Source organism: Enterobacter sp. N5-15 (genome assembly GCF_057221635.1).
Window position 1 is genome coordinate 1078532 of sequence record NZ_CM170150.1, and the last position, 25601, is coordinate 1104132.

Sequence of the window (25601 nt, forward strand, 5' to 3'; positions counted from 1 at the left end):
GACGGCGACCAGCTTCTTCACGATTTAGGGGCGGGCAGCCAGGCTTCGGTAAAGTCAAACCAGCCGCGGGTGTTGAGACTTATACCGTTGACCCCCGGCGGGGCGCTGACCTGGTATTGATAATTGAACAGCGGCGTTATCACCGCCTTTTCCATGAGCCGGGAGAAAATGGCCCTTAGCCCGGCACGTCTGGCCTGTTCGTCGGCCTGGGTCTGTACCGCATCCAGGGTGGCCTGCAGATGAGCATATTGCGGTGCGCTAAGCACGTGTGGCCAGAGGGCATCACAGCGCAGCCACTGTTCAAGCGTATATTCCGGCGCTTCGCCAATCAGCCTGTCGCCCATCATGATGTCCGCTTCCGCCAGTTGGTGGCACCCGTCCCAGGTTTTCGCATCGTAAAAGATCGCCGTAAGCTCGCAGTCGTGTTTTGCAAGGTACTCTTTTAGCTGGCGCGCCATCGTGTGTAACTCAACCGGTAAATGATAAATCAGGGTTAATTTCTTCGGCAGAGGGACATGTGTTAAATCCGACCACTGAGGGATCGCCCAGCCGGGGAGCAACTCCTCTGTCGGGGTAATCAGCCCTTCATTGAGCGGAAGCGTATGCAGAAGCGTCGAGAGATGAATGATGTTGATGAGTCGCCGAGCCTGCATTTCGCTCAGGCGCGGGCTTTGCTTCAGGGTGAGATAACAAAAGCCCAGGCTGGTGCTGTTCGTCACCAGGCGCAGACTCTCCAGTTCATCCGGCTCGCCAATGGCGATCTGCACCGGATGGCGACAGCTGGTCCCTAACCCATAGTCAAACAGCGACGGTGTGATCCAGTACTCAATAGCCTTAAGCAGCGGATGGCTGAGATGGTACTGTTCGTGGCTTTCCAGACGAACCAGATCCGGCTCATACACGCTGACTCTGAAGGGGCCGCTGCCCGTCATGGGCTGTTCGGGATGTGCGAGCCGACTACAGTAGGTGGCCAGGCGGTGCGCCAGCCAGTAATCCGGCTGGTGCAGCGTAAAGGTCAGACACTGAGGATGGGTAACGTCAACGCGAAGAACGCTCTGGAACAGTTTACGCAGGGCAGGCAAGGCGAAAAGCGCATCCAGGCTTTGCTGAAGCTGTCCGGTTTCGATTTTATCGCCGTTATGCCAGTGCAGAGTGGAGCGAATGTAGAAATGCCAGCGCAAACCGTCCTTCGACACTTCCCAGTGATGAGCGAGATCGCCCGTGGGTTCACTGCTGTTGCCGTGAAAACGCGTTAAACCTGAGAAAACCTGTCCCGCCAGATGCTGCTCCGCCCGGCCAGGTAAAAACCCCGGCTGAAGCGGATCCAGCGAGCGGTAATAGGGGATGCGCAGCGTCGGCGTGTCGTTTTGCCACTGCCCGCCCAAAAACGGATGCAGCAACGATCGTAATTCTGCGGGGGCAAGCTGGGCCAGTTCCAGCGCGTTATGCTGCTGCCCGCTCTTCAGCGCCTCCTCCATCATCGCATTGCGCAGTGACTCCGGCGCGACATGGAACGTCAGCTCACCCCGCTTACCGCGGCCAGACTGCGCTCGCCAGCTCAGCCAGCCCGCCTCCTGGGCCTGACGCAGCAGCGTTCGGACATGCCGCTCGCTGCAAAAACAGCGGGCGGCAAGCTCGCCGATGGTGACCTGCTGCGTTGCACCCAGGGAAGGCTGCCACAGGCGGTGATACTGGTTGAGTCGATTGAGCTGGCGCATAAGAAACCCGGAACAATAATTATCATCTATTCACTATTACTTCCGTATATCTCACACGATACTGATGCACAAGTTAACCGCATCACATTTCGGGAGTAATCATGGCTCGGCTCGCTGCATTTGATATGGACGGTACGCTGTTAATGCCGGATCACCGTTTGGGGGAGAAAACCCTGAACACGCTGAAGCGCCTGCACGAGCGTAATGTCACCCTGACGTTTGCCACCGGGCGTCATGTGCTGGAAATGCGCCATTTGCTGGGGGCGTTTTCCCTCGACGCTTTTCTGATCACCGGCAACGGGACGCGCATTCACTCCGTAGAAGGCGATGTGCTACACCGACAGGATCTTAACCCGGAAGTGGCGGATATCGTGCTGCACAGCACCTGGGACACGCAGGCCAGCGTCCACGTCTTTAACGATCGGGGCTGGTTTACCGGAAGCGAAATCCCGGAATTATTGCACGCGCATGTTTACAGCGGCTTTAAATACCAGCTTATCGATCTGCGTCGGATCCCCGCCCATGCGGTAACTAAGATCTGCTTCTGCGGCGATCATGACGATCTGTGCCGCTTAAGGATTCAACTGAATGAGGCGCTGGGCGACCGGGCGCACCTGACCTTCTCGGCGGTGGATTGTCTGGAAGTGCTGCCGGTGGGCTGTAACAAAGGTTCCGCTCTGGCGGTACTGAGCGACCACCTGGGCTTAACGCTGCAGGAGTGCATGGCGTTTGGTGACGCCATGAACGACCGCGAAATGCTGGGTAGCGTGGGTCGCGGTCTGATCATGGGGAATGCGATGGCGCAGCTGAAAGCAGAACTTCCCCATCTGCCGGTTATTGGCCACTGCCGCAATGAAGCAGTGTCCCATTTTTTGACGCATTGGCTGGACAACAACAACCTCCCGTATTCCCCCGAATAGTGAGACCCTTCCAGCAAGCCAGACTTCGGTCTGGCTTTTTTTTATTTCACAAGCTGTGCAATCTGCGCTTTCCACGGGGCGATATCGCCGATGTTGGCCTGTACCCACTCCGCGTTGTAGTAGGTATCAAGATAACGCTCGCCGCTGTCGCACAGCAGCGTGACGATGGAGCCGGTGCGGCCCTCTTCGCGCATACGTGCGGCAAGCTGCAGTGCGCCCCACATGTTGGTACCCGTCGATGCGCCCACTTTGCGGCCCAGTTGCGTCTCCAGCCAGTGCGCCGTTGCCACGCTGGCGGCATCCGGCACGCGCATCATCTCATCCACAACGTCGGGGATGAAAGAGGGCTCCACGCGCGGGCGGCCAATCCCTTCAATTTTACTGCCCACCGGGCTGCGCAGACCGGCATCGCGGTTTTGCCAGTAGTCGAGAAACACGGAGTTCTGCGGGTCAACCACCATCAGTTGGGTATCGTAGCCCTGACAGCGGATGTAGCGCCCAATCGTGGCTGACGTGCCGCCGGTACCGGCGCTCATGACGATGTACGATGGAACCGGATGCGGTTCGTGGGTCATCTGGCGGAAAATACTGTCGGCAATGTTGTTATTGCCGCGCCAGTCCGTCGCGCGCTCGGCGAAGGTGAACTGGTCCATATAGTGGCCGTTCAGCTCGCGGGCCAGCATTTCGGAGGCGGCGTAGATTTCGCAGGCGCTTTCCACAAAGTGGCAGCGACCGCCGTAAAATTCGATCTGCTCGATTTTGCGTTTTGCGGTGCAGGACGGCATCACCGCGATAAACGGCAGGCCCAGCAGGCGGGCAAAATAGGCTTCGGACACCGCCGTTGAACCGGATGAGGATTCTATGATGGTGGTGCCTTCTTTGATCCAGCCGTTACATAAACCGTATAAAAACAGCGAGCGCGCCAGGCGATGCTTCAGGCTACCGGTAGGATGGGTGCTTTCGTCTTTCAGATAGAGCTGAATGCCGTCAAATCCCGGCAGGGAAAGGCGAATCAGGTGCGTATCCGCCGAGCGCTGATAGTCGGCATTGATTTCGCTGATCGCATGTTTAACCCAGGTGCTATTCATCGTCGTTATCCGTTTGTCATTTTGTGCCTAGCATAGCGAAAAGCACAGAAAAAATTGTTGCTATCTGGCCTTTAAAATAGAATGAAGGGAGAAAATTTTTCTCTGCGAGGTGGGTATGCTAGATAAAATTGACCGCAAGCTCCTTTCATTGCTGCAAAATGACTGTACCCTCTCTTTGCAGGCGCTGGCGGATGCCGTTAATCTGACCACCACCCCGTGCTGGAAGCGCCTTAAGAAGCTGGAAGATGACGGCATTCTTCTGGGGCGCGTCGCGTTGTTAGATCCCGAAAAGCTGGGTCTTGGGCTGACGGCGTTTGTGCTGATAAAAACCCAGCATCACAGCAGCGACTGGTATTGCCGCTTCGTCACCCAGGTGTCGGAGATGCCCGAGGTGCTCGGTTTCTGGCGAATGGCCGGAGAGTACGATTACCTGATGCGCGTCCAGGTGGCCGACATGAAGCGCTATGATGATTTCTACAAGCGGCTGGTGAACAGCGTACCGGGTTTGTCGGACGTCACCTCAAGCTTCGCCATGGAACAGATTAAATACACCACAGCATTACCTATTGAATAACTTCGTAAAATACCTTCAGGAACAAACCGCGTGCGATTATTTGCCCAACTAAGCTGGTACTTTCGTCGGGAGTGGCAACGCTACCTCGGCGCAGTATTCCTGCTTATTATCATTGCCATCCTGCAGCTGATCCCACCCAAAGTGGTGGGGTACGTCGTGGATGGCGTCACCGAACAGCATTACACCACCGCACGGGTGTTGATGTGGGTCGGCACGCTGGTGCTGACGGCCGTCATTGTTTATCTGCTGCGCTACGTCTGGCGCGTGCTGCTGTTCGGTGCGTCCTATCAGCTGGCCGTTGAGCTGCGTGAAGATTTTTACCGCCAGCTGAGCCGACAGCATCCCGAATTTTATCTGCGCCATCGCACCGGGGATCTCATCGCCCGTGCGACTAACGACGTCGATCGCGTGGTCTTTGCCGCCGGGGAAGGGGTGCTGACGCTGGTGGACTCGCTGGTGATGGGCTGTGCGGTGCTGATCGTGATGTCCACGCAGATCAGCTGGCAGTTGACCCTGCTTGCCCTGCTGCCGATGCCGATCATGGCGCTTGCGATCAATCGCTACGGCGAACAGCTGCACGAGCGCTTTAAGCTGGCGCAGGCGGCGTTTTCGTCTCTGAACGATCGCACCCAGGAGAGCATGACCAGCATCCGCATGATCAAAGCGTTTGGCCTGGAAGACCGACAGTCTGCGCTGTTTGCCGCTGATGCGGCGGACACGGGGGCGAAGAACATGCGCGTCGCGCGTATCGACGCCCGGTTTGACCCGACGATTTATATCGCGATTGGCATGGCAAACCTGCTGGCGATTGGCGGCGGAAGCTGGATGGTGGTGCAGGGCTCGTTGACCCTGGGGCAATTGACCAGCTTTGCGATGTATCTGGGGCTCATGATCTGGCCGATGCTGGCGCTGGCCTGGATGTTTAACATCGTTGAGCGCGGCAGCGCCGCCTATAGCCGCATTCGCGCCATGCTGGCCGAAGCGCCGGTGGTCATTGACGGTAGCGAAGCCGTACCGGAAGGGCGCGGCGTCATGACCGTCGACGTCCGGCAGTTTATCTATCCGCATACGGAGCATCCGGTACTGGAAAACGTCAGCTTTACCCTGCAGCCAGGGCAGATGCTGGGCATCTGCGGCCCGACGGGATCCGGCAAAAGTACCGTGCTCTCTCTGCTTCAGCGCCACTTTGACGTCACCGAGGGCGATATCCGCTTCCACAATATTCCCCTGACCAGACTGCTGCTGGATGAGTGGCGCGGTCGCCTGGCGGTCGTCAGCCAGACGCCGTTCTTATTTTCGGACACCGTGGCAAACAACATTGCCCTGGGACGCCCTGCGGCAACGCAGGAAGAAATTGAACATGTGGCGCGTTTGGCCAGCGTTCATGATGACATTTTGCGTCTGCCGCAGGGCTACGAAACGGAAGTCGGGGAGCGCGGCGTCATGCTGTCCGGCGGGCAAAAGCAGCGTATCTCCATTGCCCGCGCCCTGCTGCTGAATGCTGAAATCCTGATCCTGGATGATGCGCTTTCCGCCGTGGACGGCCGTACCGAGCATCAAATTCTGCATAACCTGCGCCAGTGGGGCGACGGACGCACGGTCATTATCAGCGCCCACCGTTTGTCAGCGCTCACTGAGGCCAGCGAAATTCTGGTATTGCAGCACGGGCACATTGCCCAGCGCGGACAGCATGAAACGCTTGCCGAGCAGCCGGGCTGGTATCGAGATATGTACCGCTATCAACAGCTTGAGGCGGCGCTGGACGATGCGCCGGAGCAGAATGAGGAGGCCGCCAATGCGTAAGCTTGGAACGATGTGGCCGACGCTCAAACGTCTGCTGGCCTACGGCTCGCCGTGGCGTAAACCGCTCTCCGTGGCCGTGCTTTTACTCTGGATTGCGGCGATTGCTGAGGTGAGCGGTCCGCTCCTCATCAGCTATTTTATCGACAACATGGTCGCCAAAAGCTATCTGCCGCTGGGGCTGGTGGCGGGCTTAGGCGTGGCCTACGTTGGCTTACAGCTGACGGCAGCAGGCTTGCACTATGCTCAGTCGCTGCTGTTTAACCGTGCAGCCGTGGGCGTTGTTCAGCAGCTGCGTACGGATGTGATGGACGCGGCGCTTCGCCAGCCGCTCAGCGAGTTTGATATCCAGCCGGTCGGGCAGGTGATTTCTCGCGTGACCAACGATACCGAGGTGATCCGCGATCTGTACGTCACCGTGGTGGCAACCGTACTGCGCAGCGCAGCGCTGATTGGCGCGATGCTGGTCGCGATGTTCAGCCTCAACTGGCGGATGGCGCTGGTGGCGATCGCTATCTTCCCGGCGGTGCTGATCGTTATGATCATCTACCAGCGATACAGCACGCCGATTGTGCGTCGGGTGCGCGCTTACCTGGCCGACATCAACGATGGCTTCAACGAAGTGATCAACGGCATGAGCGTCATTCAGCAGTTCCGCCAGCAGGCGCGCTTTGGCGAGCGTATGGGCGAAGCCAGCCGTTCGCACTATATGGCGCGTATGCAGACGCTGCGCCTCGACGGTTTCCTGCTGCGTCCGCTGCTGAGCCTTTTCTCTGCACTGGTGCTTTGCGGGCTGCTGATGCTCTTTGGCCTGAGCTCAAACGGTACGATTGAAGTGGGCGTGCTGTACGCCTTTATTAGCTATCTGGGACGCCTTAACGAGCCGCTGATCGAGCTCACCACCCAGCAATCGATGCTGCAACAGGCGGTAGTTGCCGGTGAACGCGTGTTTGAGCTGATGGACAGGCCGCGCCAGGCCTACGGCAATGATGAGCGACCTCTGCAAAGCGGGACTATCGCCTTTGATAACGTCTCGTTTGCCTATCGCGAAGACCGGCTGGTGTTGCAGGACATCACGCTTGACGTTCCATCACGCGGTTTCGTGGCGCTGGTGGGGCATACCGGCAGCGGTAAGAGCACGCTTGCCAGCCTGTTGATGGGCTATTACCCGGTCACGCAAGGTGAAATCCGCCTCGACGGGCGCCCGCTCGCGTCTCTCAGCCACACTGTGTTACGCAAAGGCGTTGCGATGGTGCAGCAGGATCCGGTCGTGCTGGCCGATACCTTCTATGCCAACGTGACCCTGGGGCGAGACTACTCCCAGGAGCAGGTCTGGGACGTGCTGGAAAAAGTGCAGCTGGCAGGGCTGGCGCGCGGGTTTAGCGAGGGGATCAATACCAAACTGGGCGAGCAGGGGAATAATCTCTCCGTCGGGCAAAAGCAGCTCCTGGCGCTGGCGCGGGTGCTGATTGAAACGCCGCAGATACTGATTCTGGATGAAGCGACGGCCAGTATTGACTCCGGCACCGAGCAGGCCATCCAGCAGGCGCTGGACGCGGTACGCGACCATACGACGCTGGTGGTGATTGCCCACCGTCTTTCCACCATCGTCGATGCCGATACCATTCTGGTGCTACATCGCGGACAGGCCGTTGAACGCGGTACGCACCGTGAACTGCTGGAAGCAAAAGGGCGCTACTGGCAGATGTACCAGCTGCAGCTGGCGGGCGAAGAGCTGGCGGCCAGCGTGCGCGATGAAGAGTCGCTTAGCGCCTGATGCACTAAAATGAGGCGACGCGCTAACAGTCATTCCTGTTGGTGCAAAACTGAAACGCACCCTGCACCGGCATGGTGCGTTTTTTTTCACCTGCGCGTTTAGCAGAACCGCGTAACGCTCATCGCACCGTTGTTCCCCCTCGTTTTCATTTCTGGCACACCCCTTGCAATACCTTCTGCGTAAGCTACGGCCATTACCGAATTCTGACTGGAGGGGATCTATGAAGCTGGTTACGGTTGTAATCAAACCATTCAAACTCGAAGACGTGCGTGAAGCGTTGTCTTCAATGGGTATTCAGGGACTGACTGTCACCGAAGTGAAAGGCTTTGGTCGTCAGAAGGGTCATGCCGAGCTTTATCGCGGGGCGGAATACAGCGTTAACTTCCTGCCAAAAGTAAAAATTGATGTCGCAATTGCTGACGATCAGCTTGATGAAGTTATTGATGTCATTAGCAAAGCGGCCTATACCGGCAAAATTGGCGACGGCAAAATTTTCGTTGCCGAACTGCAGCGCGTCATTCGCATTCGTACCGGCGAATCTGACGAAGCGGCTCTGTAAGTAACTCCTGGCACACAGTGATAGGGATCGAGAAAATGAAGATAGCAACACTCAAAACGGGTCTGGGTTCGCTGGCGCTGCTGCCGGGCCTGGCGCTGGCTGCTACCCCTGCGGTGGTCGACAAAGCCGATAACGCCTTTATGATGATCAGCACCGCGCTGGTGCTGTTCATGTCCATTCCGGGCATTGCGCTGTTCTACGGCGGCCTGATCCGTGGCAAAAACGTTCTCTCCATGCTGACGCAGGTTGCCGTGACGTTCGCACTGGTCTGCGTGCTGTGGGTGGTTTACGGTTACTCGCTGGCGTTCGGCACGGGCAACGCGTTCTTTGGTAACTTCGACTGGGTGATGCTGAAAAATATTGAGCTGACCGCGCTGATGGGCAGTTTCTATCAGTATATCCACGTTGCGTTCCAGGGCTCCTTCGCCTGTATTACCGTCGGGCTGATTGTGGGCGCGCTCGCCGAGCGTATTCGTTTCTCTGCCGTCCTGATCTTCGTGGTGGTCTGGCTGACGCTCTCCTATGTGCCGATTGCGCACATGGTCTGGGGTGGCGGTCTGCTGGCAACGCACGGTGCGCTGGACTTCGCGGGCGGTACCGTTGTACACATCAACGCCGCGGTAGCGGGTCTGGTTGGCGCATACCTGATTGGAAAACGCGTGGGCTTTGGTAAAGAAGCGTTTAAACCGCACAACCTGCCGATGGTCTTTACCGGTACGGCTATCCTCTACTTTGGCTGGTTTGGCTTCAACGCCGGCTCAGCGAGTGCAGCAAACGAAATCGCCGCGCTGGCCTTCGTGAACACCGTTGTGGCCACGGCGGGTGCAATCCTCTCCTGGGTGTTTGGCGAGTGGGCGGTACGCGGTAAACCTTCTCTGCTGGGGGCCTGTTCGGGTGCCATTGCCGGTCTGGTTGGCATCACCCCGGCGTGTGGTTATGTCGGCGTAGGCGGCGCGCTGCTGGTCGGCCTGGTGTCAGGTCTGGCGGGTCTGTGGGGCGTTACCGCACTGAAACGCGTGCTGCGCGTTGACGACCCATGCGATGTGTTTGGCGTGCACGGCGTGTGCGGCATCGTCGGCTGTATCATGACCGGTATCTTCGCTGCCAAATCGCTGGGCGGTGTAGGCTACGCTGAAGGCGTCACCATGGTTCATCAGCTGCTGGTACAGCTGGAAAGTATTGCTCTCACCGTTGTGTGGTCTGCCGTTGTCGCTTTCATTGGCTACAAACTGGCGGACATGACGGTCGGTCTGCGTGTCCCTGAAGAGCAGGAACGAGAAGGTCTGGACGTCAACAGCCACGGCGAGAATGCGTATAACGCGTAATAAACAGCAAAACGGCAACCTTAGGTTGCCGTTTTTAGTGTGTATTCCCTCTCCCCGTGGGAGAGGGTCAGGGTGAGGGCATCAGGCCGCACAAGGTAAAAGCAAAACGGCAACCTATGGTTGCCGTTTTTAATGTGTATTCCCTCTCCCCGTGGGAGAGGGTCAGGGTGAGGGCATCAGGCCGCACAACATCAACCTCGGTTACGCATCACCCCTTCCTGCACCGTAGAAGCCACCAGCGCGCCGTCCTGCGTATAAAACTCCCCGCGCACAAACCCGCGAGCGCTTGACGCTGACGTACTCTCCACGCTGTAGAGCAGCCACTCATTCATGTTGAAGGGACGGTGGAACCACATGGAGTGATCGATCGTCGCGACCTGCATCCCTTTTTCAAGGAACCCGACGCCGTGCGGCTGCAGCGCCACCGGCAGGAAGTTGAAATCTGACGCATAGCCCAGCAGATACTGATGAACGCGGAAGTCCTCAGCCACGGTGCCGTTAGCTCGGATCCAGACCTGGCGCTTCGGCTCGGCGGGGTGGCCTTTCATCGGGTTATGGAACTCTACCGGGCGGATCTCCAGCGGTTTATCGCAGAGAAACTTCTCTTTGACCTGCGGCGGAAGCAGATGCGCCAGCGCACGGGCGATATCGGTCTCTGATTTGAGATCGTCTGGCGCGGGTGCCGGCGGCATCACTTTTTGATGCTCGTAGCCGGGTTCCGGCGCCTGGAAAGAGGCGGTCATGTAAAAGATTGGCTTGCCGTTCTGAATGGCCGCTACGCGGCGAGCGCTGAAGCTGTTGCCGTCTCTCAGGACCTCAACGTCATACACGATTGGTTTCGCGCTATCGCCAGGGCGTAAGAAATAGCTGTGGAACGAATGCACCAGACGGTCTGCCGGGACAGTCTCCTTTGCTGCGTACAGTGCCTGTCCGACGACTTGCCCCCCGAAGACCTGGCGTAAGCCTAAATCTTCGCTCTGTCCGCGAAAGAGTCCTTCCTCAATTTTTTCCAGATTCAGTAATGTCAGCAGATTGTTCAGTGCCTGACTCATAGTTGTCCTCAATAAACGCCGTAGCGAAAGATAGCCAGAGTATAACGCAGAAATGAAAGTGGTCCGATGGGTAGAATAATCTGAATATCGGCACGTTTTCAGGCATAAATGGGTGATCTGTGCCACACTTAAATACGTTATGTGATTGAAACGACATCGGATGGGATCGATCCCGCTGGTGCATTGATAAGGAGACTTCGATGAAACTCGTGCCCATGCTAAGTGGTGTAGCTATTGCGGTGGCGTTGTCCGCCTGTGCCGGTAAGAGCGCCCAGGTGCCAGTGCCAGCAGCAGACCCGAACGGGATTAATACCCTTTCGCAGCAATCCATTCAGCAGCCTAACGTTTCCGGTACCATCTGGATTAAACAGAAAGTTGCGCTGCCGCCGGATGCGGTATTAACCGTGACGCTGTCTGATGCTTCTCTGGCCGACGCGCCGTCGAAAGTCGTGGCTCAGCGCGCCGTTCGTACTGAAGGCAAGCAGGCGCCGTTTAGCTTCGTGTTGCCGTATAACCCGTCGGACGTGCAGCCTAACGCCCGTATCCTGCTGAGCGCAGCGGTAACCATCAACGGTAAGCTGGTCTTTATCACCGATACGGTCCAGGAAGCGATTAACAACGGCGGGACCAAAGTCGACCTGAACCTGGTGCCGGTGCAGCAGACCGAAGTACCGGTCGCACCGCAGACCAATCAGCCGTCCCTGCCAACCCCACCGACTCAGATGTAATGTTTGCATTGCCCCTCTCCTCCGGGAGAGGGGTCAATATACCCAGCGAAATTTCTGCAAATCGATCTGACCCGACCCTGACACCTGCACCCCTTCTGAAAGTAACGCCTGACGCTGACGCTGGAGATCCGGCCCGGTGAGCGAAATGACGCCATGACGATTCACCACCCGATGCCAGGGCAACGTACTTCCTTCCGGCAGTCGTTTCAGGACGCCGCCAACCTGTCGCGCCGCGCGCGGGGAACCCGCCAGACGTGCGATATCACCATAGGTGGTGACGTAGCCTTCCGGGATTGAGGCCACGATTTGCCATACGCGCTGTGGAAAGGAGTCGTGTTCGTCCATACCTTCACCTGTGGGGAGTTTCTGGAAAGCTATGGTAAACGAAGATCTTCATGATTGCTGCGCCTGTTTGCGCAAGAAACCAGCATCCGGTTCCTTGTCGCTTGCAATTGGGCCTTAGCACAGGGATAATGCGCCAGCGCGTTGGTTATCAACGCTCTCAATGGGGGCTCTGTTGGTTCTCCCGCAACGCTACTCTGTTCACCAGGTCAGGTCCGGAAGGAAGCAGCCAGGGCAGACGACGTGTGTGCCGGGATGTAGCTGGCAGGGCCCCCACCCATTTCTGCCCTCATAGAATCTTCCAGCTTCACCTCTCCACTTGAATCGCTATTCCACAATAAGATTGTGCCTATATCGTGTAATATATATTTCATTGTACTGAAATATTATTGTCATAAACCTGTAATAATAGACTGTCATTTTATAATTGGACGGTTATTTTCTTCCATAACTCAAAAAAATATATATCTGGATAACATTGTTAACTTCGTGTATTAAATAAAGTACTTGTTCCGAAGGGAAGTGACAAACATGGCTACAGCGGTATTAAACGTTAAGATTGATGACGCGCTAAAAGAAAGGCTTCGCCACTATGCGGAAGTCAATAACGAGAATTTAAGCGTGACGACAGAGAAACTGCTGCTGCTGGCGTTCGAAGCAGTAGAAGAGGCGGGAGTATCGGAAGAGGATATTGATAATCAGCATACGGAAGAAGAGAGTGTTTCTCCTTTTACTCCTAAAGAAATCAAAGCTCTACGCAAACTTCTGAAGAAGAGAAAATGAAACAACAACTGTCAACTGCCAGTGACTACAAAGAGGCCTGCGATCTGTTGCGTTCAGGCTACGTGAAGCATGTACGTCTTGGCTGGAATGTCGGAAGTGATGAGTTCTTTCGTATTGCGTCTGACTGGTGTGATACCGGCGCAAAAATAAAGAAAGACGGTGAAAGCTTCGTTATTTCACTGAAAGGTTTTCCTATTCCTGCTCAGCATTAACTTCTGACCGGTGAAAACTGCTGACTGCCTTCGTGACAGTCAGCAGTTTTTATTTTTTATGATCTGCTTCAAAAATTTTAATATTAGATCACGCTGCGTTTTAACGATGGCACGTTTTTATTCAGGGCGAGCCATAGCGGTTTGATCCTCAGCAACGCCTGCTCAAGCTCTGTCGATTCGAGCGAGAAGGGCATCCGTAAATAGCGGTCAAACGCGCCAGATAAACCAAACCGCGTACCGGTCCCTAGGTTGATTCCCAGAATCTCAGCCCGCGCGGCAAGCTGTGTCGCCAGCATGCCCGGGAGTTCTATCCAGTAAGAGAGCCCGCCTTCCGCTTCATGAAATTTCCAGTCCGGGAAATGTTCGCGCAACAGTTCACCGCATCGATCGCGTCGTTCCGCCAGCATCTTCCGGCGCGCGGGCAGAAACGTCTCGCTGTTGTTAATAAGCCACTCCATCGCCAGCTGTTCCAGCAGCGGCGAGCCTAAATCCAGGGTATCCCGCGTCTGGGCAAGCGTGGCGATAGTGCGTGAGGAGGCGCGGATCCAGCCGAGACGCAGCCCTCCCCAGAAGCTTTTACCGGCAGAGCCTAAGGTGATGACGGTGGCCTGCGGGTTAAAGGCGGCCAGCGGTGGCGGGGGAGGCGCATCAAACCAGAGATCCACCATCGTTTCATCCACCACCAGCGCCGTGCGGGTTTGGGCTGCGATATCCGTGATGGCCCGACGGGTGGCGATATCCATACAGCGCCCGGTGGGGTTATGAAAATCAGGCATCAGATACGCCAGGCGCGGCGCCGTCTGGGCAAGCGTTGCCGCGAAGCCATCCGTATCCCAGCCGGTTTCCGGCAGCGACACCCCCACGGGCCGACACTGCGCGCCTTGAATAGCGGCAATCGCCAGCGGATAGGTGGGGTGATCGACCACGACGCGGTCCCCCGGCCCGGTCATCATCCGCAGTACCAGCGCAAAGCCGCTGACGGCGCCATTGACCACCATCACTTCGTCTGCGCGGGTGGGAAGACCCCGCGCGGTATAGCGCGCAGCGATGGCCTCCCGCAGCGTCGGCAGCCCAAGCTGATCGTAGCCCGTCAGCGAGAGATGCTGCGTAATGGCCGTGAGCGCATGGGCATAAGCCTGATGGATCTCCGGCCCGGCATTGAGGGCGGCAGTGGAGAGATCCAGTGCGGCACTTGCCGCTGAAAGGGTGGGAACGGCGCGCGTATCCGGGAGGAGCACGCGTGACCCGCTGCCGTGGCGGCTTTCAAGATAACCCTCTTCTCGCAGGTGGGCGAGGGCGCTGCTGATGGTGGTCCTGCTCACGTCCAGCGCGGAGGCCAGCTCACGCTCGCCCGGGAGACGCGTATTCAAAGCCAGACGCCCATCAAGGATTAACAGACGCAGCGCGTCGGCCAGCTGTCGCCAGAGCGGGGTGCGGGATGAGGCTTGCTGCCAGTGGCCTAAAAGGCGTACCAGAGACTGGCTTCCGAAGCGACGTGATGACATATGCAGTCCACTATTTGAAAACTGGACATTAATCATAGTGCCATTTTAGGTCAGGATGAAAGCCTGGTTCACTGGAGAAGATAAAAATGATACGTCGTCTGCTACAACTTTATGTCGGTTTAGGACTGTATGGCCTTTCCACCGCAATGTTTATTCGCTCCGATTTGGGTGTCGATCCCTGGGATGTTTTTCACCTTGGGGTGGGGATGCAGCTGGGGATGACTATCGGGACGGTGATCATTGTGACCGGCGCTGCGGTGCTGCTGCTGTGGATCCCGCTGCGCCAGATGCCGGGCCTTGGCACGATCAGTAACGTGATTTGTATCGGTCTGGCCGCGGACGCCAGCATGGCGCTTATCCCGGAACTGGATTCGTTACCCGTTCGAATCGCTTTCCTGGTGTCGGGCATCGTGATGAACGCGATTGCGACCAGCATGTACATCGGTGCCGGTTTCGGGCCCGGCCCGCGCGACGGTCTGATGACCGGCATTCATGCTCGTCTGGGGTGGTCCATTCGCAGCGTGCGCACCTCAATTGAGGTGTCCGTCCTGCTGATTGGGTGCGTGCTTGGCGGCACGTTTGGGGTGGGAACCGTACTGTATGCCCTGACCATTGGCCCGCTTATTCAGCTCTGTCTGCCCTGGTTCCGCCAGAAGCCGCGCATTGAGGAAATACCCCAGCCGGAGCGGGTTGTTTAATTTTGCGAAGCGCTCACATGTTTTAACGGCGTCGCTGTGCCAGAATAGGGGCACGTTAAACGCGATGCCAGAATGCATGAAAGCTATCACTCTCTATGATGTCGCCCTCCTTGCGGGGGTTTCTTATCAGACCGTTTCCCGCGTCATTAACAACGCGGAACATGTGTCTGCCCGCACGCGAGAAAAGGTGCAGCTGGCGATGGCGGAGCTGCACTACGTTCCAAACCTTCGGGCACAGCAGCTGGCGGGTAAACGCACCCGTACGCTGGGCCTCATCACTACCGACCTGGCCCTGCATGCGCCTTCACAAATTGTGTCGGCGGTAAAAACGCGCGCGGCGGAACAGGGGGCGAGCGTCCTTATCTCCATGGTGGAGCAACCCCGGCAGTGTCAGGCCGCGCTTCAGGCGCTGCTGGCACAGCGGGTGGAGGCGCTGCTGGTGAATGTGCCGCTGGACGATCCGCACGCTGAAGAGCTCAGGGCGCTGGCGTCGCCTGTTCCGGTGCTGTTTCTCGATGTATCACCCTCAGCGCAGGTACACAGCCTCGTGTTTAACGCAGAGCAGGGGGCGCATCTGGGCGTTGAGCATCTGCTGTCGCTGGGACATCAGCGCATTGCTCTGCTGAGCGGGCCGGAAAGCTCGGTCTCTGCACGGGCACGCCTGGCGGGATGGAAAGCCGCTCTGGCATTCGCGGGGCTTGAAGCCGCTGCGGTGGCCTGCGGTGACTGGAGCGCGGCCAGCGGATATGAGAAGGGGCATTTGCTGTTATCTGCGTCGACATTGCCGGACGCGATTCTGGTGGCGAACGATCAAATGGCGCTCGGAGTGATGCGCGCCTGCGCGGAAAAAGGGGTAGCGGTTCCGGGCCAGATATCGGTGGTTGGGTTCGACGATACGGCTGACAGCGCCTGGTTTTCTCCGCCGCTGACGACCATTCGGCAGGCGTTTCGCGAGGCGGGCGAACGCAGCGTGGAGTGGCTGCTGGCCCCCTCCGGGGACGAGGCGTGCTGGCAGGTTCAGCTGCCGGTGACGCTGGTTACCCGTCATTCCAGCGCCCGCCGCGCGCCGCAGCAGGCCGAACGCGAGGATCTGGCGCAGCAGCTCAGAAGCCTGGCACTCCTGGCCGAGCAGCTTGCCCGCAAATAAGACTTTTGTGATCTGACTCGCTACACTGCGATCGCGTGCTTTACCGTCGCAGGGTGCCAGGGCATGTTAACCAAAATTGTGAGCGCTTCGCAAAGAGGTTAACATGTCTGACACTCCCTCGCTGACCCTCAGCGCCCTCCTGGCCCGTCGGGACTGGGAAAACCCCGTAGTTACCCAGTGGAACCGTCTGGCCGCACACGCGCCGTTGCACAGCTGGCGCAATGAGCCTTCGGCCAGAGATGACGCCGGATCCGCCAGCAGGCAAACTCTCAACGGGCTATGGCGGTTTAGCTATTTTACCGCGCCGGAGCAGGTTCCTCAGTCATGGGTAACCGAAGATTGCGCGGATGCCGTTGCGATGCCCGTGCCGTCTAACTGGCAGATGCAGGGGTTCGATACGCCCATCTATACCAATGTCACCTATCCCATCCCCGTTAACCCACCTTTTGTGCCGCAGGAAAACCCGACCGGCTGTTACTCGCTCACATTTGAGGTGAATGACGCCTGGCTTCAGAGCGGGCAGACCCGCATCATCTTTGACGGCGTGAACTCGGCGTTCCATCTCTGGTGCAACGGGCAGTGGATAGGCTATTCCCAGGACAGCCGGTTGCCCGCCGAATTTGACCTCTCGGCGGCATTACGCCCCGGGCAGAACCGTCTGGCGGTCATGGTATTGCGCTGGTGCGACGGCAGCTATCTGGAAGATCAGGACATGTGGCGCATGAGCGGCATCTTCCGCGATGTGACCTTGCTGCATAAACCCAAGACGCAGATTGCCGATTATCACGTCGTGACGGATCTGAATGCGGAGCTGGACCGCGCGGTGCTGAAGGTGGATGTCACGCTGGCAGGCGATGGCTTTGCGGACGGCGAGGTGGTCTTTACCCTGTGGTGCAAGGGGGAGAAATGCGCCAGCGTCTCCCGACAGCCGGGATCTGCCATTGTTGACGAGCGCGGCAGCTGGGCCGAGCGCTTAACGGTAACGATCCCCGTTGAGACACCTGCGCTCTGGAGTGCGGAAACGCCGGAGCTGTATCGCCTGACGATGGCGCTTCTTAGCCCGCAGGGGGAGATTCTGGAGATTGAGGCGTGCGACGTGGGCTTCCGCCGCGTTGAAATCAGCAACGGCCTGCTGAAGCTCAACGGTAAACCGCTGCTGATCCGCGGGGTTAATCGGCACGAGCATCACCCGGAAAACGGCCAGGTGATGGACGAAGCGACCATGCGTCGCGATATCGAAATCATGAAGCAGCACAGCTTCAACGCCGTGCGCTGTTCGCACTACCCGAACCATCCGCTGTGGTACCGGCTTTGCGATCGCTACGGGCTGTACGTCGTTGACGAAGCCAATATCGAAACGCACGGCATGGTACCGATGAGCCGTCTTGCTGACGATCCGCGCTGGCTGCCCGCCATGAGCGAGCGCGTGACCCGCATGGTGCAGCGCGATCGTAATCACCCCTCAATTATCATCTGGTCCCTGGGCAATGAGTCGGGCCACGGCGCGAATCACGATGCGCTGTACCGCTGGCTGAAAACCACCGATCCGACGCGGCCTGTGCAGTATGAAGGCGGCGGCGCGAACACGGCGGCGACCGATATTGTTTGTCCTATGTACGCCCGGGTCGATCGGGATCAGCCGTTCCCGGCAGTGCCTAAATGGTCAATCAAGAAATGGATCGGCATGCCGGACGAAACGCGTCCGCTGATCCTCTGTGAATACGCCCACGCGATGGGAAATAGCTTCGGCGGGTTCGCGAAATATTGGGAGGCGTTTCGCAGCCATCCTCGCCTGCAGGGTGGGTTTGTCTGGGACTGGGTCGATCAGGCCCTGACGAAACAGGATGAAGAGGGTAATACGTTCTGGGCGTACGGCGGAGATTTTGGCGATAAGCCGAACGATCGGCAGTTCTGTCTTAACGGACTGGTATTCCCCGATCGCACGCCGCACCCGGCGCTATACGAGGCGCAGCGCGCCCAGCAGTTCTTTACCTTTACGCGGGTCAGCACCTCTCCGCTGGTGATTGAGGTGCAAAGCGGCTACCTGTTCCGCCACACCGATAACGAAGTGCTGAACTGGACGGTTGCCCGTGACGGAGAGGTGCTGGCTTCGGGCGAGGTGACGCTGGCAATAGCCCCTGAAGGCGCTCAGCGTCTGGAGATCGCTCTGCCGGAATGGCAAAACGAACCGGGGGAAGTCTGGCTGAATGTTGAAGTGCGCCAGCCGAGGGCAACGCCGTGGTCACCGGCAGGCCATCGCTGCGCGTGGGAGCAGTGGCCGCTTCCGGATCCGCTCTTTATTGCTCCGCCAGCTCCGGCGGGCGAGCCGCCGGTGTTAACGCAAAGCGACCGCATCCTGGAGGTCACCCATCGCCAACAGCGCTGGCAGTTCGATCGCGCATCCGGAAACCTGACCCAATGGTGGCGAAATGGCGTTGAAACGCTGCTTTCACCTCTGACGGATAACGTCAGCCGCGCGCCGCTGGACAACGACATTGGCGTGAGCGAAGCGACGCAGATCGATCCGAATGCCTGGGTTGAACGCTGGAAAGCGGCGGGCATGTACGATCTCAACCCGCGCGTGCTGCACTGTGAGGCTGAGCAGCACGCAGGCGAAGTGGTGGTCACAACCCAGCATGTCCTTGAGTATCGCGGCAAGGCGCTGTTCCTGAGTCGTAAAGTCTGGCGCGTAGACGATCGGGGCGCTCTGCATGGCGATATTCAGGTCAACATCGCGTCTGATATCCCTGAGCCTGCGCGGATTGGCCTGAGCGTTCATCTCGCCGAAACGCCGGAAAACGTTCACTGGCTGGGGCTGGGGCCGCATGAAAACTACCCGGACAGAAAGCTGGCGGCGCAGCAGGGGCGCTGGACGTTACCTCTCGAGGCCATGCACACGCCGTATATCTTCCCGACGGAAAATGGTTTGCGCTGCAATACCCGCAAACTGATGCTGGGTGCGCATCAGCTGAACGGCCATTTCCATTTCTCGGTGAGCCGCTATAGCCAGCAGCAGCTGCGAGAGACAACCCATCATCACCTGCTGCGGGAAGAGCCGGGATGCTGGCTCAACCTCGATGCATTCCATATGGGCGTGGGCGGCGACGACTCCTGGAGCCCCAGCGTCTCGCCGGAATTCATCCTGCAGACACGTCAGCTTCGCTATACCTTCAGCTGGCAGCAGAACCCTTAACTGACCAGAAGATGCGGCCACAGAGCGTGGCCGCACGCTTACCCCAGAATGCCGTTCAGGCCATGCAGGCTCATATAAATTCCTACTACGGTAATCAGCGCTGCGGAGATCCACGGCGCTTTACGGGAGAATTCGCTAAACCCGGGCCAGCGTTTTGTCGCATGTTTGAGGCTTAAGGCGGCAATCGCGCCGGAAGCGACCAGCGTTAACGCCAGACCGATGCTGAAGCTAAATACCAGCGTCGCGCCGAGGGCAAAATGCTTTAGCTGAAGGCAGATCAGCAGAACGGTGATGGACGCCGGGCAGGGGATAAGCCCGCCGGTCAGGCCAAACATCACGATCTGTCCGGTGGTGACGTTTTGACCGCTGAAGCGGCGGTTAATATCCTGCGCGTGCGCGCGCTGGTGGGCATCCTGCCACTCTTCGTCAATCAGCGTGTGCTCGTGGTGATGATGATCATGATGGTGGTCATGGTCATGGTGGTGATCATGGTCGTGATGATGATCGTGCGGCTGGCTCTCTTTCCAGGTTCGCCACGCCATCCACAGGGCGATCGCAACGATCAACACCCCGGAGATCAGCTGGAACCAGGGTTCGGACGTATGCGCATCCCAGCCCCGACCAAACCATAATCCCGCCATGGCAACGAGCCAGACCACCGCCGTATGGGAGAGCGTGGCCGCCAGGCCGAGCAGTACTGCCTGTTTCAGCGTGCCTCGGATGGCCACGATAAAGGCGGCCATCATTGTTTTTGAGTGGCCCGGCTCCAGGCCATGTAGCGCACCGAGCAGGATAGCGCTGGGAACAAACAGCCAGGCATTGCCCTGCTGAAGGAGTGAAGCAAAATCGGTCATGGGAAATTCCGGAGTGGAAAGCGTGCGAAGATACTACTCCCCCCCAGTAGTTTAATACTACCCCCCAGTAGAAAAATACTCAGGGGGAGTAGAGCGTGATATGCTTTAAAAGCTAAAAACAAGGGATACAGAGATGTCACATACCGTTCGCGACAAGAAAATGTTACTGACTCGCCTGAAGAAAATTCAGGGGCAGAGTAATGCTCTGGAAAAAATGCTCAACAGCGATCACGAATGCGCCGAGGTGTTACAGCAGCTGGCGGCGATCCGTGGAGCGGTCAATGGCATGATGATGCAGGTGATCGAAGGGCATTTAACCGATCATGTGGTGAAAGAGCCTGAAGAAGCGCAGCGTGAAGCCGATCTTGGCGTGGTATTGCGGGTGATGAAATCCTATCTCAAGTAGCGTGCGTGCCGAGGTTATTTTCTGCCCAGAGAATAAATTCCGTTTTTGGCAGCGCTTTGCTGTAGTACCACCCCTGCCCGTACTGCACGCCGTGTTGGTGCAGCCAGGCGAGCTGCCCTGCGGTTTCGACACCCTCCGCCACCATCGCCAGCTTCAGCGACTTCGCTATTTCAATGATGTGTGGCGTCACGTTTTTATATTCCAGCGCATCCACGAACGACTTATCGATTTTTAGCGTGTCGACGTCCAGATCCTGCAGATAGCTCAGGCTGGAATAGCCCGTGCCAAAATCATCAATATAGACAGGGTGACCCGAACGACGGAAAGCGGCGATAGCCGGTGCGCTAATTTTGGGATCGGCAAAACCGCGCTCGGTGAGCTCAAGGGCGATCTGTCGGGGATGGATTTGCCATTTATTCAGTAGCTGACTCAGCAGAGGCGGCAGGATGCCGGAGGTTAAGTCGGCAGGCGCGAGGTTGATGGAGATATGCTGATCCGGATGGCGCTGTAGCCAGTGGCCCATATCTTCAAACACCTTTTCGATGACGAGCTGCGTGAGCTGCGAGATGAGCCCCGTTTGCTCGGCAAGAGGAACAAAAATATCTGGCGACAGACTGCTTCCGTCCGGCTGGGGCCAGCGCGTCAGCGCTTCTGCACCCACGATTTTTCCGCTGCACAGCGCCACGATGGGCTGATAGTGAACCACAAAATCGCGGCTGTTAATGGCGTCAAGCAGGCGATTGCGCGGCGACTGGATACGGCGCAGTATCCTCAGGACAAAGAGCGCGGCAAGCAGGCTCATCAACATGCCGAACGGTAACCAGAAAAGAAGCTGCCGGTGCCAGGTTTCAGCCAGCGGTTTAAGCGTTGCCCATGCGACGACGGTAAACCCCAGTTCAGGCACAGACTTCATGACGTACATTGACCCGTTGTACTGAACGCTGGTCACACCCCGCTCCTGAATCATGTCGCGGATGTGGGAATCGAGCTTATTGCTGCTGGCGAATATGCGGTGCGTTGTGCTTCCTACCAGGGCTGCATCAATCGCTATCTCACCGAAAGGGATCACGTCCACCAGCGAGGCAGGATCGACCATCACAAGGTAGTGGCCTTTACCCAGCACCGCCATGTAGCGGTTAAACCCAAGATCGTTCTGCGTGGTCAGCCAGGCGCTGTAACCATCTTCGGTAATACGCATCGGAGGGGGGAAAGGGGCCGAATGACTGGTTTGCTCCAGGGAGGAGCAGAGCGGGCGAAGGTTATCGATATAAATCACTTCCTGGACATATCGCCACGAGAAAGCAACCCGGCGCATCTCCCTTAATTGCAAAGGGCTACACGGCACGCCCTCAAAGGCCTGCAGGTGATCGAGCGCTTCCTTTGCCTGATCCACAACCCGGTCGGTTCGTACCAGCACGCGTGAGGCATAGTTTTCCAGCGCATCGACAAATTTATCTTCCGCCTGGCGATGTGCCAGCCAGATGCTGAGGCAAATGGGGACCAGTACAGAAAAGATAAGTACGCCAGTCACCAGACTGACCAGATGTCGGGTTTTCATGCTGTCGTGTCCTTCCTCGTATACCCGTTCCTGGGCGCTGAGTTCCCTGCCTGAAGAGAAAGATTTTACCGCGAAATGATATAGTTATAGCACGTGGGTGGCATGCTTTTCATTTTATCTAAGGTAAACCAGAAAATTACGTCAGAAGAGAGGGGTTGTTTTTTCCACCTGGCCTGGATATTATTTTGTTATGTTATAACAAAACATAAAGGATTTACGATGAAACCCGATATCCACCCAGCCTATCGCACCGTGGTATTCCACGACACCAGCGCGAACGAATACTTCAAGGTCGGCTCAACCATTAAGACCGACCGCGAAATTGAACTCGACGGTGAAACATATCCGTACATCACCATCGAGGTTTCCTCAAAATCGCACCCGTTTTATACCGGTAAGCAGAAAACGTTCTCCACGGACGGCAGCGCAGCGCGCTTCCGCAAGCGTTTTGGCGGCTTTCTCAATGCGAAGCGGGGCTAACCATGCAGGTTCTTAACTCATTACGCAGTGCAAAGCAGCGTCACCCGGATTGCCAGATAGTCAAACGCAAGGGACGCTTATACGTGATTTGCAAATCCAATCCGCGCTTTAAGGCGGTTCAGGGACGTAAAAAAAGGCGCTAGACGCGTGTTTCTCGCCAGCTTTCCAGGGATCTTTTCTGTTTGCCATCGGCAGTAAAATTGTCGGTGGCAAGCCAGCTTTCAAAGGCGCTCGCCAGCGCAGGCCACTCTTTGTCGAGTATCGAAAACCAGTCGGTATCCCGGTTGTGGCCTTTTATGACCAGCGCCTGGCGAAAGCGCCCCTCAAACTGAAAGCCCAGACGCAGTGCCGCCTTGCGGGAAGGTTCGTTCAGGCTATTGCACTTCCATTCATAACGCCGATAGCCCAGGGTATCGAACACGTACCGCATCAGCAGATACTGCGCTTCTGTCGACATGGGCGTGCGGCTTAAAAGAGGAGAGAAGTGAACGTGCCCCACTTCCACGACCCCGTTTTTAGGATCGATCCGCATCAGGGACAGCGTCCCGACGGGGGACTGGGTCCGGTTATCCATAACGGTAAAGTGAATGGGATCGGATAATTCACTTACGCTCGCCACCCATTCGGCAAACTCCTCTGCGGTGGCATCGGGTTCACGCAGCAGCCACGTCCAGCTGCGGGTATCTTCGGCCAGGGAATACGCAGAGAACAGCGCGTGGGCATGCTCCACGCGCAGCGGCTCAAGCCGACAATAGTGACCCTGAAGGACCACCCGGGACGGGTGCTGACGGGGTTGCCAGTCGGTAAGCGCTTCGCCCACCGGCTGTCCGAACTGATTGAATGTCTTCATCTTAATTTCCGTGACGTTGAAAAGAGCTTCAGACTAGTGAATTGCTGGTTCCTTAAAAAGAACCACTGCGCTATGTTTTGATGGTGCCACGAGGAGGCGAGATGAATATACCGGGTGATGAATTTTATACCTTGCTCCATGCAGCCCTGAAAACACGCGGGGAAGAGACGCTCCAGCGCGCGCTCTACCTTGCTTTGCGGGAGGCCGTACTGTGCGGAAGGCTACGATCCGGCAGCCAGCTTTCCGGTTCGCGAACGCTGGCCCAGCAGCTCTCCCTTTCCCGGAATACCGTCAATGCGGCGCTGGACCAGCTCACCCTCGAAGGGTATTTGCAGCGTAATCGCCAGGGAACGCGGGTGGCACAGCTAGCTCACCGTTCCGTCACCCGAACAATGCCGGACCCTGCCATCACGCTCGCAAAACGGGTCGGGCTGCTGCCCGCGCCAGTGCCCCGGGACACGCCGGTTCTGGCATTTACCCCAGGCACCCCGGCCATCAACTATTTTCCTCTGCCGCTGTGGCGGCGATTGTACGACCGGGTGATGCGGGAGGAGGGAAATGCTCTGTTAGGGTATGGCGACCCGGCCGGCGAGCCGTCGCTGCGGGCCGCGATTGCCCGGCATCTCGCCCTGTCCCGCGGTATTGACTGCGACGCCAGCCAGATTGCGATCACGGAAGGCGCGCTTGAGGGCGTCAATCTCTGCACGATGCTGTTAAGCGAGCCTGGCGATGTCGCCTGGGTGGAAAACCCCGGCTATAGCGGGGCAAAGAGTGCGTTTGTTAAAACCGGCCTGGCAATGACGGGAATACCGGTTGATGACGAGGGAATGTGCTGGGAAGGGCTGGATGCGCCAGCACCCTCGCTGATTTTTACCTCACCTTCGCACCAGTTCCCTTACGGGAGCGTGCTCAGCGCGCGGCGGCGGCTGGCGCTGCTGGAACTGGCCCGGCAGCACAACGCGTGGATCATTGAAGATGATTACGACAGCGAGTTCCGCTATGCCGGTGAGCCCGTACCGGCGATGCTGGGAATGGTCAACAATGCGCCCGTTGTGTATCTGGGAACGTTCAGTAAAACGCTGTTTCCGTCGCTCAGAATGGGGTTCATGGTGTTGCCGCCAGCGCTGGCGACAGCGGCTCGCCCGGCCATCGGCTCGCTGTTGCGCGGCGGGCATCGTGCGGAGCAGCGCACCCTGGCTCTGTTCATTGAGGAAGGTCATTACGCCCGCCATCTTGCCGCCATGCGTCGGCTCTACCGTAAACGCTACCGCCAGCTGCGGGAGGTGCTGAGCGCAGAGCTTCATTCTCCGCACCGCATTCTGGCAGGCGAAGGGGGGATGCATCTGACGCTGGCGATAGACGGTATTGACGACCAGAGGCTGGTGGAGCAGGCGAGGGCGTTTCAGCTGGCACCCGCTGCACTGAGCGGGTACTACCTGGAGGCGAAGCAGGGGCAAACCGGTCTGGTTTTAGGCTACGGCAATACCTCTGCTTCTCAGTTTACGCCGGGGATCCGACGCCTGCAGGCGTTAATTACGCAGCAGCAGGGCGGGAAAGGGTAAAGACATCATAGAAAGAGAGCTGACCTTTGGTGGAGACCATTTTCTGCAGCTTCTCTTTTTGCCCGGCTTCAACCGCCGGAGAGTGCATGATGTTTTCGATCAGCTCTTCTGGCACGTAACGCGTGTTGTACCATTCGCCGTTGTAGCAGACCCGGAAATCGAGCACGTCGATATCTTCGTAACGGTAGCGCGGATTCACGTCGAAAAAGAAAAAGGCGTTAAAGACGACAAACAGTACAACCAGCAGCCAGACGGAGTCCACCAGCGTTTCAGATGTCAGCATCACAACAAGCGTCGCCAGCCAGGCGGCATACATGGCGACAAACAGTCCAGGATGTTTGCGAATAAAGCTAATGCTAAAGCGCGGGCGATTGTCGCGCTTTTCGCGGAGGTTAAGATCGTCGATGGTGGCGGTAAGCAGGCGCTGTATCTCGGTCATTATTTGCCTTCATGAGAGTTGACAATACAGG

Annotated in this window: 25 protein-coding genes and 1 other RNA gene; 17 read left to right on the forward strand and 9 right to left on the reverse strand. The window is 57.6% G+C overall.

The window, feature by feature from the left end; all coding sequences use genetic code 11:
• Positions 1-17 precede the first annotated feature (17 nt).
• Positions 18-1718, reverse strand: coding sequence for an SgrR family transcriptional regulator (locus AC2TE5_RS05005; protein WP_213328819.1), 1701 nt, complete (start codon positions 1716-1718; stop codon positions 18-20).
• Between the two features lie 101 nt (positions 1719-1819).
• Here AC2TE5_RS05005 and cof point away from each other — a divergent pair, with 101 nt between their 5' ends.
• Entirely contained in the window at positions 1820-2638 is an 819-nt protein-coding gene (cof, locus tag AC2TE5_RS05010; RefSeq protein WP_063144762.1) for an HMP-PP phosphatase, read from the forward strand.
• Positions 2639-2679: 41 nt separating this feature from the next.
• Here cof and AC2TE5_RS05015 read toward each other — a convergent pair whose 3' ends face one another.
• Complete coding sequence (locus AC2TE5_RS05015) at positions 2680-3726, reverse strand: PLP-dependent cysteine synthase family protein (RefSeq protein WP_029739898.1); 1047 nt, start codon at positions 3724-3726, stop codon at positions 2680-2682.
• 115 nt (positions 3727-3841) lie between these two features.
• On the opposite strand from AC2TE5_RS05015, the gene AC2TE5_RS05020 reads away from it, so the two are divergent.
• The 5 genes from AC2TE5_RS05020 (at position 3842) to amtB (ending at position 9761) form a co-directional block, all read left to right on the forward strand.
• Positions 3842-4300 carry an Lrp/AsnC family transcriptional regulator gene (locus AC2TE5_RS05020; RefSeq protein ID WP_029739897.1) on the forward strand — a complete coding sequence of 153 codons (459 nt, stop codon included), beginning with the start codon at positions 3842-3844 and terminating at the stop codon, positions 4298-4300.
• A 30-nt stretch (positions 4301-4330) separates the two neighbouring features.
• On the forward strand, positions 4331-6103 hold the full coding sequence (locus AC2TE5_RS05025) for a SmdA family multidrug ABC transporter permease/ATP-binding protein (protein WP_213328817.1): 1773 nt from the start codon (positions 4331-4333) through the stop codon (positions 6101-6103).
• Positions 6096-7877, forward strand: coding sequence for a SmdB family multidrug efflux ABC transporter permease/ATP-binding protein (locus AC2TE5_RS05030; RefSeq protein WP_484612763.1), 1782 nt, complete (start codon positions 6096-6098; stop codon positions 7875-7877). The genes AC2TE5_RS05025 and AC2TE5_RS05030 overlap by 8 nt, the downstream gene beginning before the upstream one ends.
• A gap of 220 nt (positions 7878-8097) precedes the next feature.
• Positions 8098-8436, forward strand: coding sequence for a P-II family nitrogen regulator (gene glnK / locus AC2TE5_RS05035; RefSeq protein WP_008503304.1), 339 nt, complete (start codon positions 8098-8100; stop codon positions 8434-8436).
• A gap of 35 nt (positions 8437-8471) precedes the next feature.
• The gene (gene amtB, locus AC2TE5_RS05040; protein ID WP_063144758.1) at positions 8472-9761 is read left to right on the forward strand and encodes an ammonium transporter AmtB; all 1290 of its coding nucleotides are present in this window, start codon (positions 8472-8474) and stop codon (positions 9759-9761) included.
• Between the two features lie 191 nt (positions 9762-9952).
• On the opposite strand, the gene tesB is transcribed toward amtB, so the two are convergent.
• Complete coding sequence (tesB, locus tag AC2TE5_RS05045; protein ID WP_484612764.1) at positions 9953-10813, reverse strand: acyl-CoA thioesterase II; 861 nt, start codon at positions 10811-10813, stop codon at positions 9953-9955.
• Between the two features lie 200 nt (positions 10814-11013).
• On the opposite strand from tesB, the gene AC2TE5_RS05050 reads away from it, so the two are divergent.
• On the forward strand, positions 11014-11541 hold the full coding sequence (locus AC2TE5_RS05050) for a YbaY family lipoprotein (RefSeq protein ID WP_029741632.1): 528 nt from the start codon (positions 11014-11016) through the stop codon (positions 11539-11541).
• 33 nt (positions 11542-11574) lie between these two features.
• Here AC2TE5_RS05050 and AC2TE5_RS05055 read toward each other — a convergent pair whose 3' ends face one another.
• A complete protein-coding gene (locus tag AC2TE5_RS05055) occupies positions 11575-11886 on the reverse strand; it encodes an MGMT family protein (protein ID WP_213328815.1) in 312 nt (103 codons plus the stop codon).
• Positions 11887-12056: 170 nt separating this feature from the next.
• Between AC2TE5_RS05055 and ffs the strand changes: the two genes are divergently transcribed.
• From ffs to AC2TE5_RS05070, 3 genes are all read left to right on the forward strand, one after another.
• Positions 12057-12153: signal recognition particle sRNA small type (ffs, locus tag AC2TE5_RS05060), an RNA gene on the forward strand.
• A 261-nt stretch (positions 12154-12414) separates the two neighbouring features.
• A complete protein-coding gene (locus AC2TE5_RS05065) occupies positions 12415-12666 on the forward strand; it encodes a hypothetical protein (protein ID WP_023310587.1) in 252 nt (83 codons plus the stop codon).
• Positions 12663-12878: a hypothetical protein gene (locus AC2TE5_RS05070; protein WP_023334722.1), complete on the forward strand. Its 216-nt coding sequence runs from the start codon at positions 12663-12665 to the stop codon at positions 12876-12878. The genes AC2TE5_RS05065 and AC2TE5_RS05070 overlap by 4 nt, the downstream gene beginning before the upstream one ends.
• 83 nt (positions 12879-12961) lie before the next feature.
• On the opposite strand, the gene yczR is transcribed toward AC2TE5_RS05070, so the two are convergent.
• On the reverse strand, positions 12962-14383 hold the full coding sequence (gene yczR, locus AC2TE5_RS05075; RefSeq protein WP_252034561.1) for a MocR-like transcription factor YczR: 1422 nt from the start codon (positions 14381-14383) through the stop codon (positions 12962-12964).
• Positions 14384-14469: 86 nt separating this feature from the next.
• On the opposite strand from yczR, the gene yczE reads away from it, so the two are divergent.
• The 3 genes from yczE (at position 14470) to AC2TE5_RS05090 (ending at position 19421) form a co-directional block, all read left to right on the forward strand.
• Positions 14470-15081, forward strand: coding sequence for a membrane protein YczE (gene yczE / locus AC2TE5_RS05080; RefSeq protein ID WP_484612765.1), 612 nt, complete (start codon positions 14470-14472; stop codon positions 15079-15081).
• A gap of 76 nt (positions 15082-15157) precedes the next feature.
• Complete coding sequence (locus AC2TE5_RS05085; RefSeq protein ID WP_484612766.1) at positions 15158-16228, forward strand: LacI family DNA-binding transcriptional regulator; 1071 nt, start codon at positions 15158-15160, stop codon at positions 16226-16228.
• Positions 16229-16331: 103 nt separating this feature from the next.
• On the forward strand, positions 16332-19421 hold the full coding sequence (locus tag AC2TE5_RS05090; RefSeq protein WP_484612767.1) for a beta-galactosidase: 3090 nt from the start codon (positions 16332-16334) through the stop codon (positions 19419-19421).
• Between the two features lie 38 nt (positions 19422-19459).
• Here AC2TE5_RS05090 and AC2TE5_RS05095 read toward each other — a convergent pair whose 3' ends face one another.
• Complete coding sequence (locus AC2TE5_RS05095; protein WP_484612768.1) at positions 19460-20275, reverse strand: nickel/cobalt efflux protein RcnA; 816 nt, start codon at positions 20273-20275, stop codon at positions 19460-19462.
• Positions 20276-20408: 133 nt separating this feature from the next.
• Between AC2TE5_RS05095 and AC2TE5_RS05100 the strand changes: the two genes are divergently transcribed.
• A complete protein-coding gene (locus AC2TE5_RS05100; protein ID WP_063144750.1) occupies positions 20409-20681 on the forward strand; it encodes a metal-sensing transcriptional repressor in 273 nt (90 codons plus the stop codon).
• Here the strand turns inward: AC2TE5_RS05100 and AC2TE5_RS05105 are convergent.
• Positions 20674-22239, reverse strand: a complete 1566-nt coding sequence (locus tag AC2TE5_RS05105) for an EAL domain-containing protein (protein ID WP_213328809.1) — start codon at positions 22237-22239, stop codon at positions 20674-20676. The two genes, AC2TE5_RS05100 and AC2TE5_RS05105, sit on opposite strands and share 8 nt — an antisense overlap.
• 219 nt (positions 22240-22458) lie before the next feature.
• Between AC2TE5_RS05105 and AC2TE5_RS05110 the strand changes: the two genes are divergently transcribed.
• Entirely contained in the window at positions 22459-22719 is a 261-nt protein-coding gene (locus AC2TE5_RS05110; protein ID WP_010428154.1) for a type B 50S ribosomal protein L31, read from the forward strand.
• 2 nt (positions 22720-22721) lie between these two features.
• Complete coding sequence (gene ykgO / locus AC2TE5_RS05115; RefSeq protein ID WP_003859006.1) at positions 22722-22862, forward strand: type B 50S ribosomal protein L36; 141 nt, start codon at positions 22722-22724, stop codon at positions 22860-22862.
• Here ykgO and AC2TE5_RS05120 read toward each other — a convergent pair.
• Complete coding sequence (locus AC2TE5_RS05120; protein ID WP_484612769.1) at positions 22859-23569, reverse strand: GNAT family N-acetyltransferase; 711 nt, start codon at positions 23567-23569, stop codon at positions 22859-22861. The two genes, ykgO and AC2TE5_RS05120, sit on opposite strands and share 4 nt — an antisense overlap.
• 101 nt (positions 23570-23670) lie before the next feature.
• On the opposite strand from AC2TE5_RS05120, the gene pdxR reads away from it, so the two are divergent.
• Positions 23671-25131, forward strand: coding sequence for a MocR-like pyridoxine biosynthesis transcription factor PdxR (gene pdxR, locus AC2TE5_RS05125; protein WP_484612770.1), 1461 nt, complete (start codon positions 23671-23673; stop codon positions 25129-25131).
• Here pdxR and AC2TE5_RS05130 read toward each other — a convergent pair.
• Positions 25103-25570, reverse strand: a complete 468-nt coding sequence (locus AC2TE5_RS05130) for a YlaC family protein (protein ID WP_029741965.1) — start codon at positions 25568-25570, stop codon at positions 25103-25105. The two genes, pdxR and AC2TE5_RS05130, sit on opposite strands and share 29 nt — an antisense overlap.
• Between the last annotated feature and the right edge of the window lie 31 nt (positions 25571-25601).

Coding starts and splice junctions, on each gene's coding strand:
- yczR (WP_252034561.1), bottom strand. CDS start 14,383: ATGTCATCACGTCGCTTCGGAAGCCAGTCTCTGGTACGCCTTTTAGGC.
- AC2TE5_RS05020 (WP_029739897.1), top strand. CDS start 3,842: ATGCTAGATAAAATTGACCGCAAGCTCCTTTCATTGCTGCAAAATGAC.
- AC2TE5_RS05050 (WP_029741632.1), top strand. CDS start 11,014: ATGAAACTCGTGCCCATGCTAAGTGGTGTAGCTATTGCGGTGGCGTTG.
- cof (WP_063144762.1), top strand. CDS start 1,820: ATGGCTCGGCTCGCTGCATTTGATATGGACGGTACGCTGTTAATGCCG.
- AC2TE5_RS05105 (WP_213328809.1), bottom strand. CDS start 22,239: ATGAAAACCCGACATCTGGTCAGTCTGGTGACTGGCGTACTTATCTTT.
- AC2TE5_RS05095 (WP_484612768.1), bottom strand. CDS start 20,275: ATGACCGATTTTGCTTCACTCCTTCAGCAGGGCAATGCCTGGCTGTTT.
- AC2TE5_RS05030 (WP_484612763.1), top strand. CDS start 6,096: ATGCGTAAGCTTGGAACGATGTGGCCGACGCTCAAACGTCTGCTGGCC.
- AC2TE5_RS05110 (WP_010428154.1), top strand. CDS start 22,459: ATGAAACCCGATATCCACCCAGCCTATCGCACCGTGGTATTCCACGAC.
- AC2TE5_RS05015 (WP_029739898.1), bottom strand. CDS start 3,726: ATGAATAGCACCTGGGTTAAACATGCGATCAGCGAAATCAATGCCGAC.
- AC2TE5_RS05120 (WP_484612769.1), bottom strand. CDS start 23,569: ATGAAGACATTCAATCAGTTCGGACAGCCGGTGGGCGAAGCGCTTACC.
- AC2TE5_RS05065 (WP_023310587.1), top strand. CDS start 12,415: ATGGCTACAGCGGTATTAAACGTTAAGATTGATGACGCGCTAAAAGAA.
- amtB (WP_063144758.1), top strand. CDS start 8,472: ATGAAGATAGCAACACTCAAAACGGGTCTGGGTTCGCTGGCGCTGCTG.
- tesB (WP_484612764.1), bottom strand. CDS start 10,813: ATGAGTCAGGCACTGAACAATCTGCTGACATTACTGAATCTGGAAAAA.
- AC2TE5_RS05100 (WP_063144750.1), top strand. CDS start 20,409: ATGTCACATACCGTTCGCGACAAGAAAATGTTACTGACTCGCCTGAAG.
- AC2TE5_RS05130 (WP_029741965.1), bottom strand. CDS start 25,570: ATGACCGAGATACAGCGCCTGCTTACCGCCACCATCGACGATCTTAAC.
- AC2TE5_RS05085 (WP_484612766.1), top strand. CDS start 15,158: ATGAAAGCTATCACTCTCTATGATGTCGCCCTCCTTGCGGGGGTTTCT.
- pdxR (WP_484612770.1), top strand. CDS start 23,671: ATGAATATACCGGGTGATGAATTTTATACCTTGCTCCATGCAGCCCTG.
- glnK (WP_008503304.1), top strand. CDS start 8,098: ATGAAGCTGGTTACGGTTGTAATCAAACCATTCAAACTCGAAGACGTG.
- yczE (WP_484612765.1), top strand. CDS start 14,470: ATGATACGTCGTCTGCTACAACTTTATGTCGGTTTAGGACTGTATGGC.
- ykgO (WP_003859006.1), top strand. CDS start 22,722: ATGCAGGTTCTTAACTCATTACGCAGTGCAAAGCAGCGTCACCCGGAT.
- AC2TE5_RS05055 (WP_213328815.1), bottom strand. CDS start 11,886: ATGGACGAACACGACTCCTTTCCACAGCGCGTATGGCAAATCGTGGCC.
- AC2TE5_RS05070 (WP_023334722.1), top strand. CDS start 12,663: ATGAAACAACAACTGTCAACTGCCAGTGACTACAAAGAGGCCTGCGAT.
- AC2TE5_RS05090 (WP_484612767.1), top strand. CDS start 16,332: ATGTCTGACACTCCCTCGCTGACCCTCAGCGCCCTCCTGGCCCGTCGG.
- AC2TE5_RS05005 (WP_213328819.1), bottom strand. CDS start 1,718: ATGCGCCAGCTCAATCGACTCAACCAGTATCACCGCCTGTGGCAGCCT.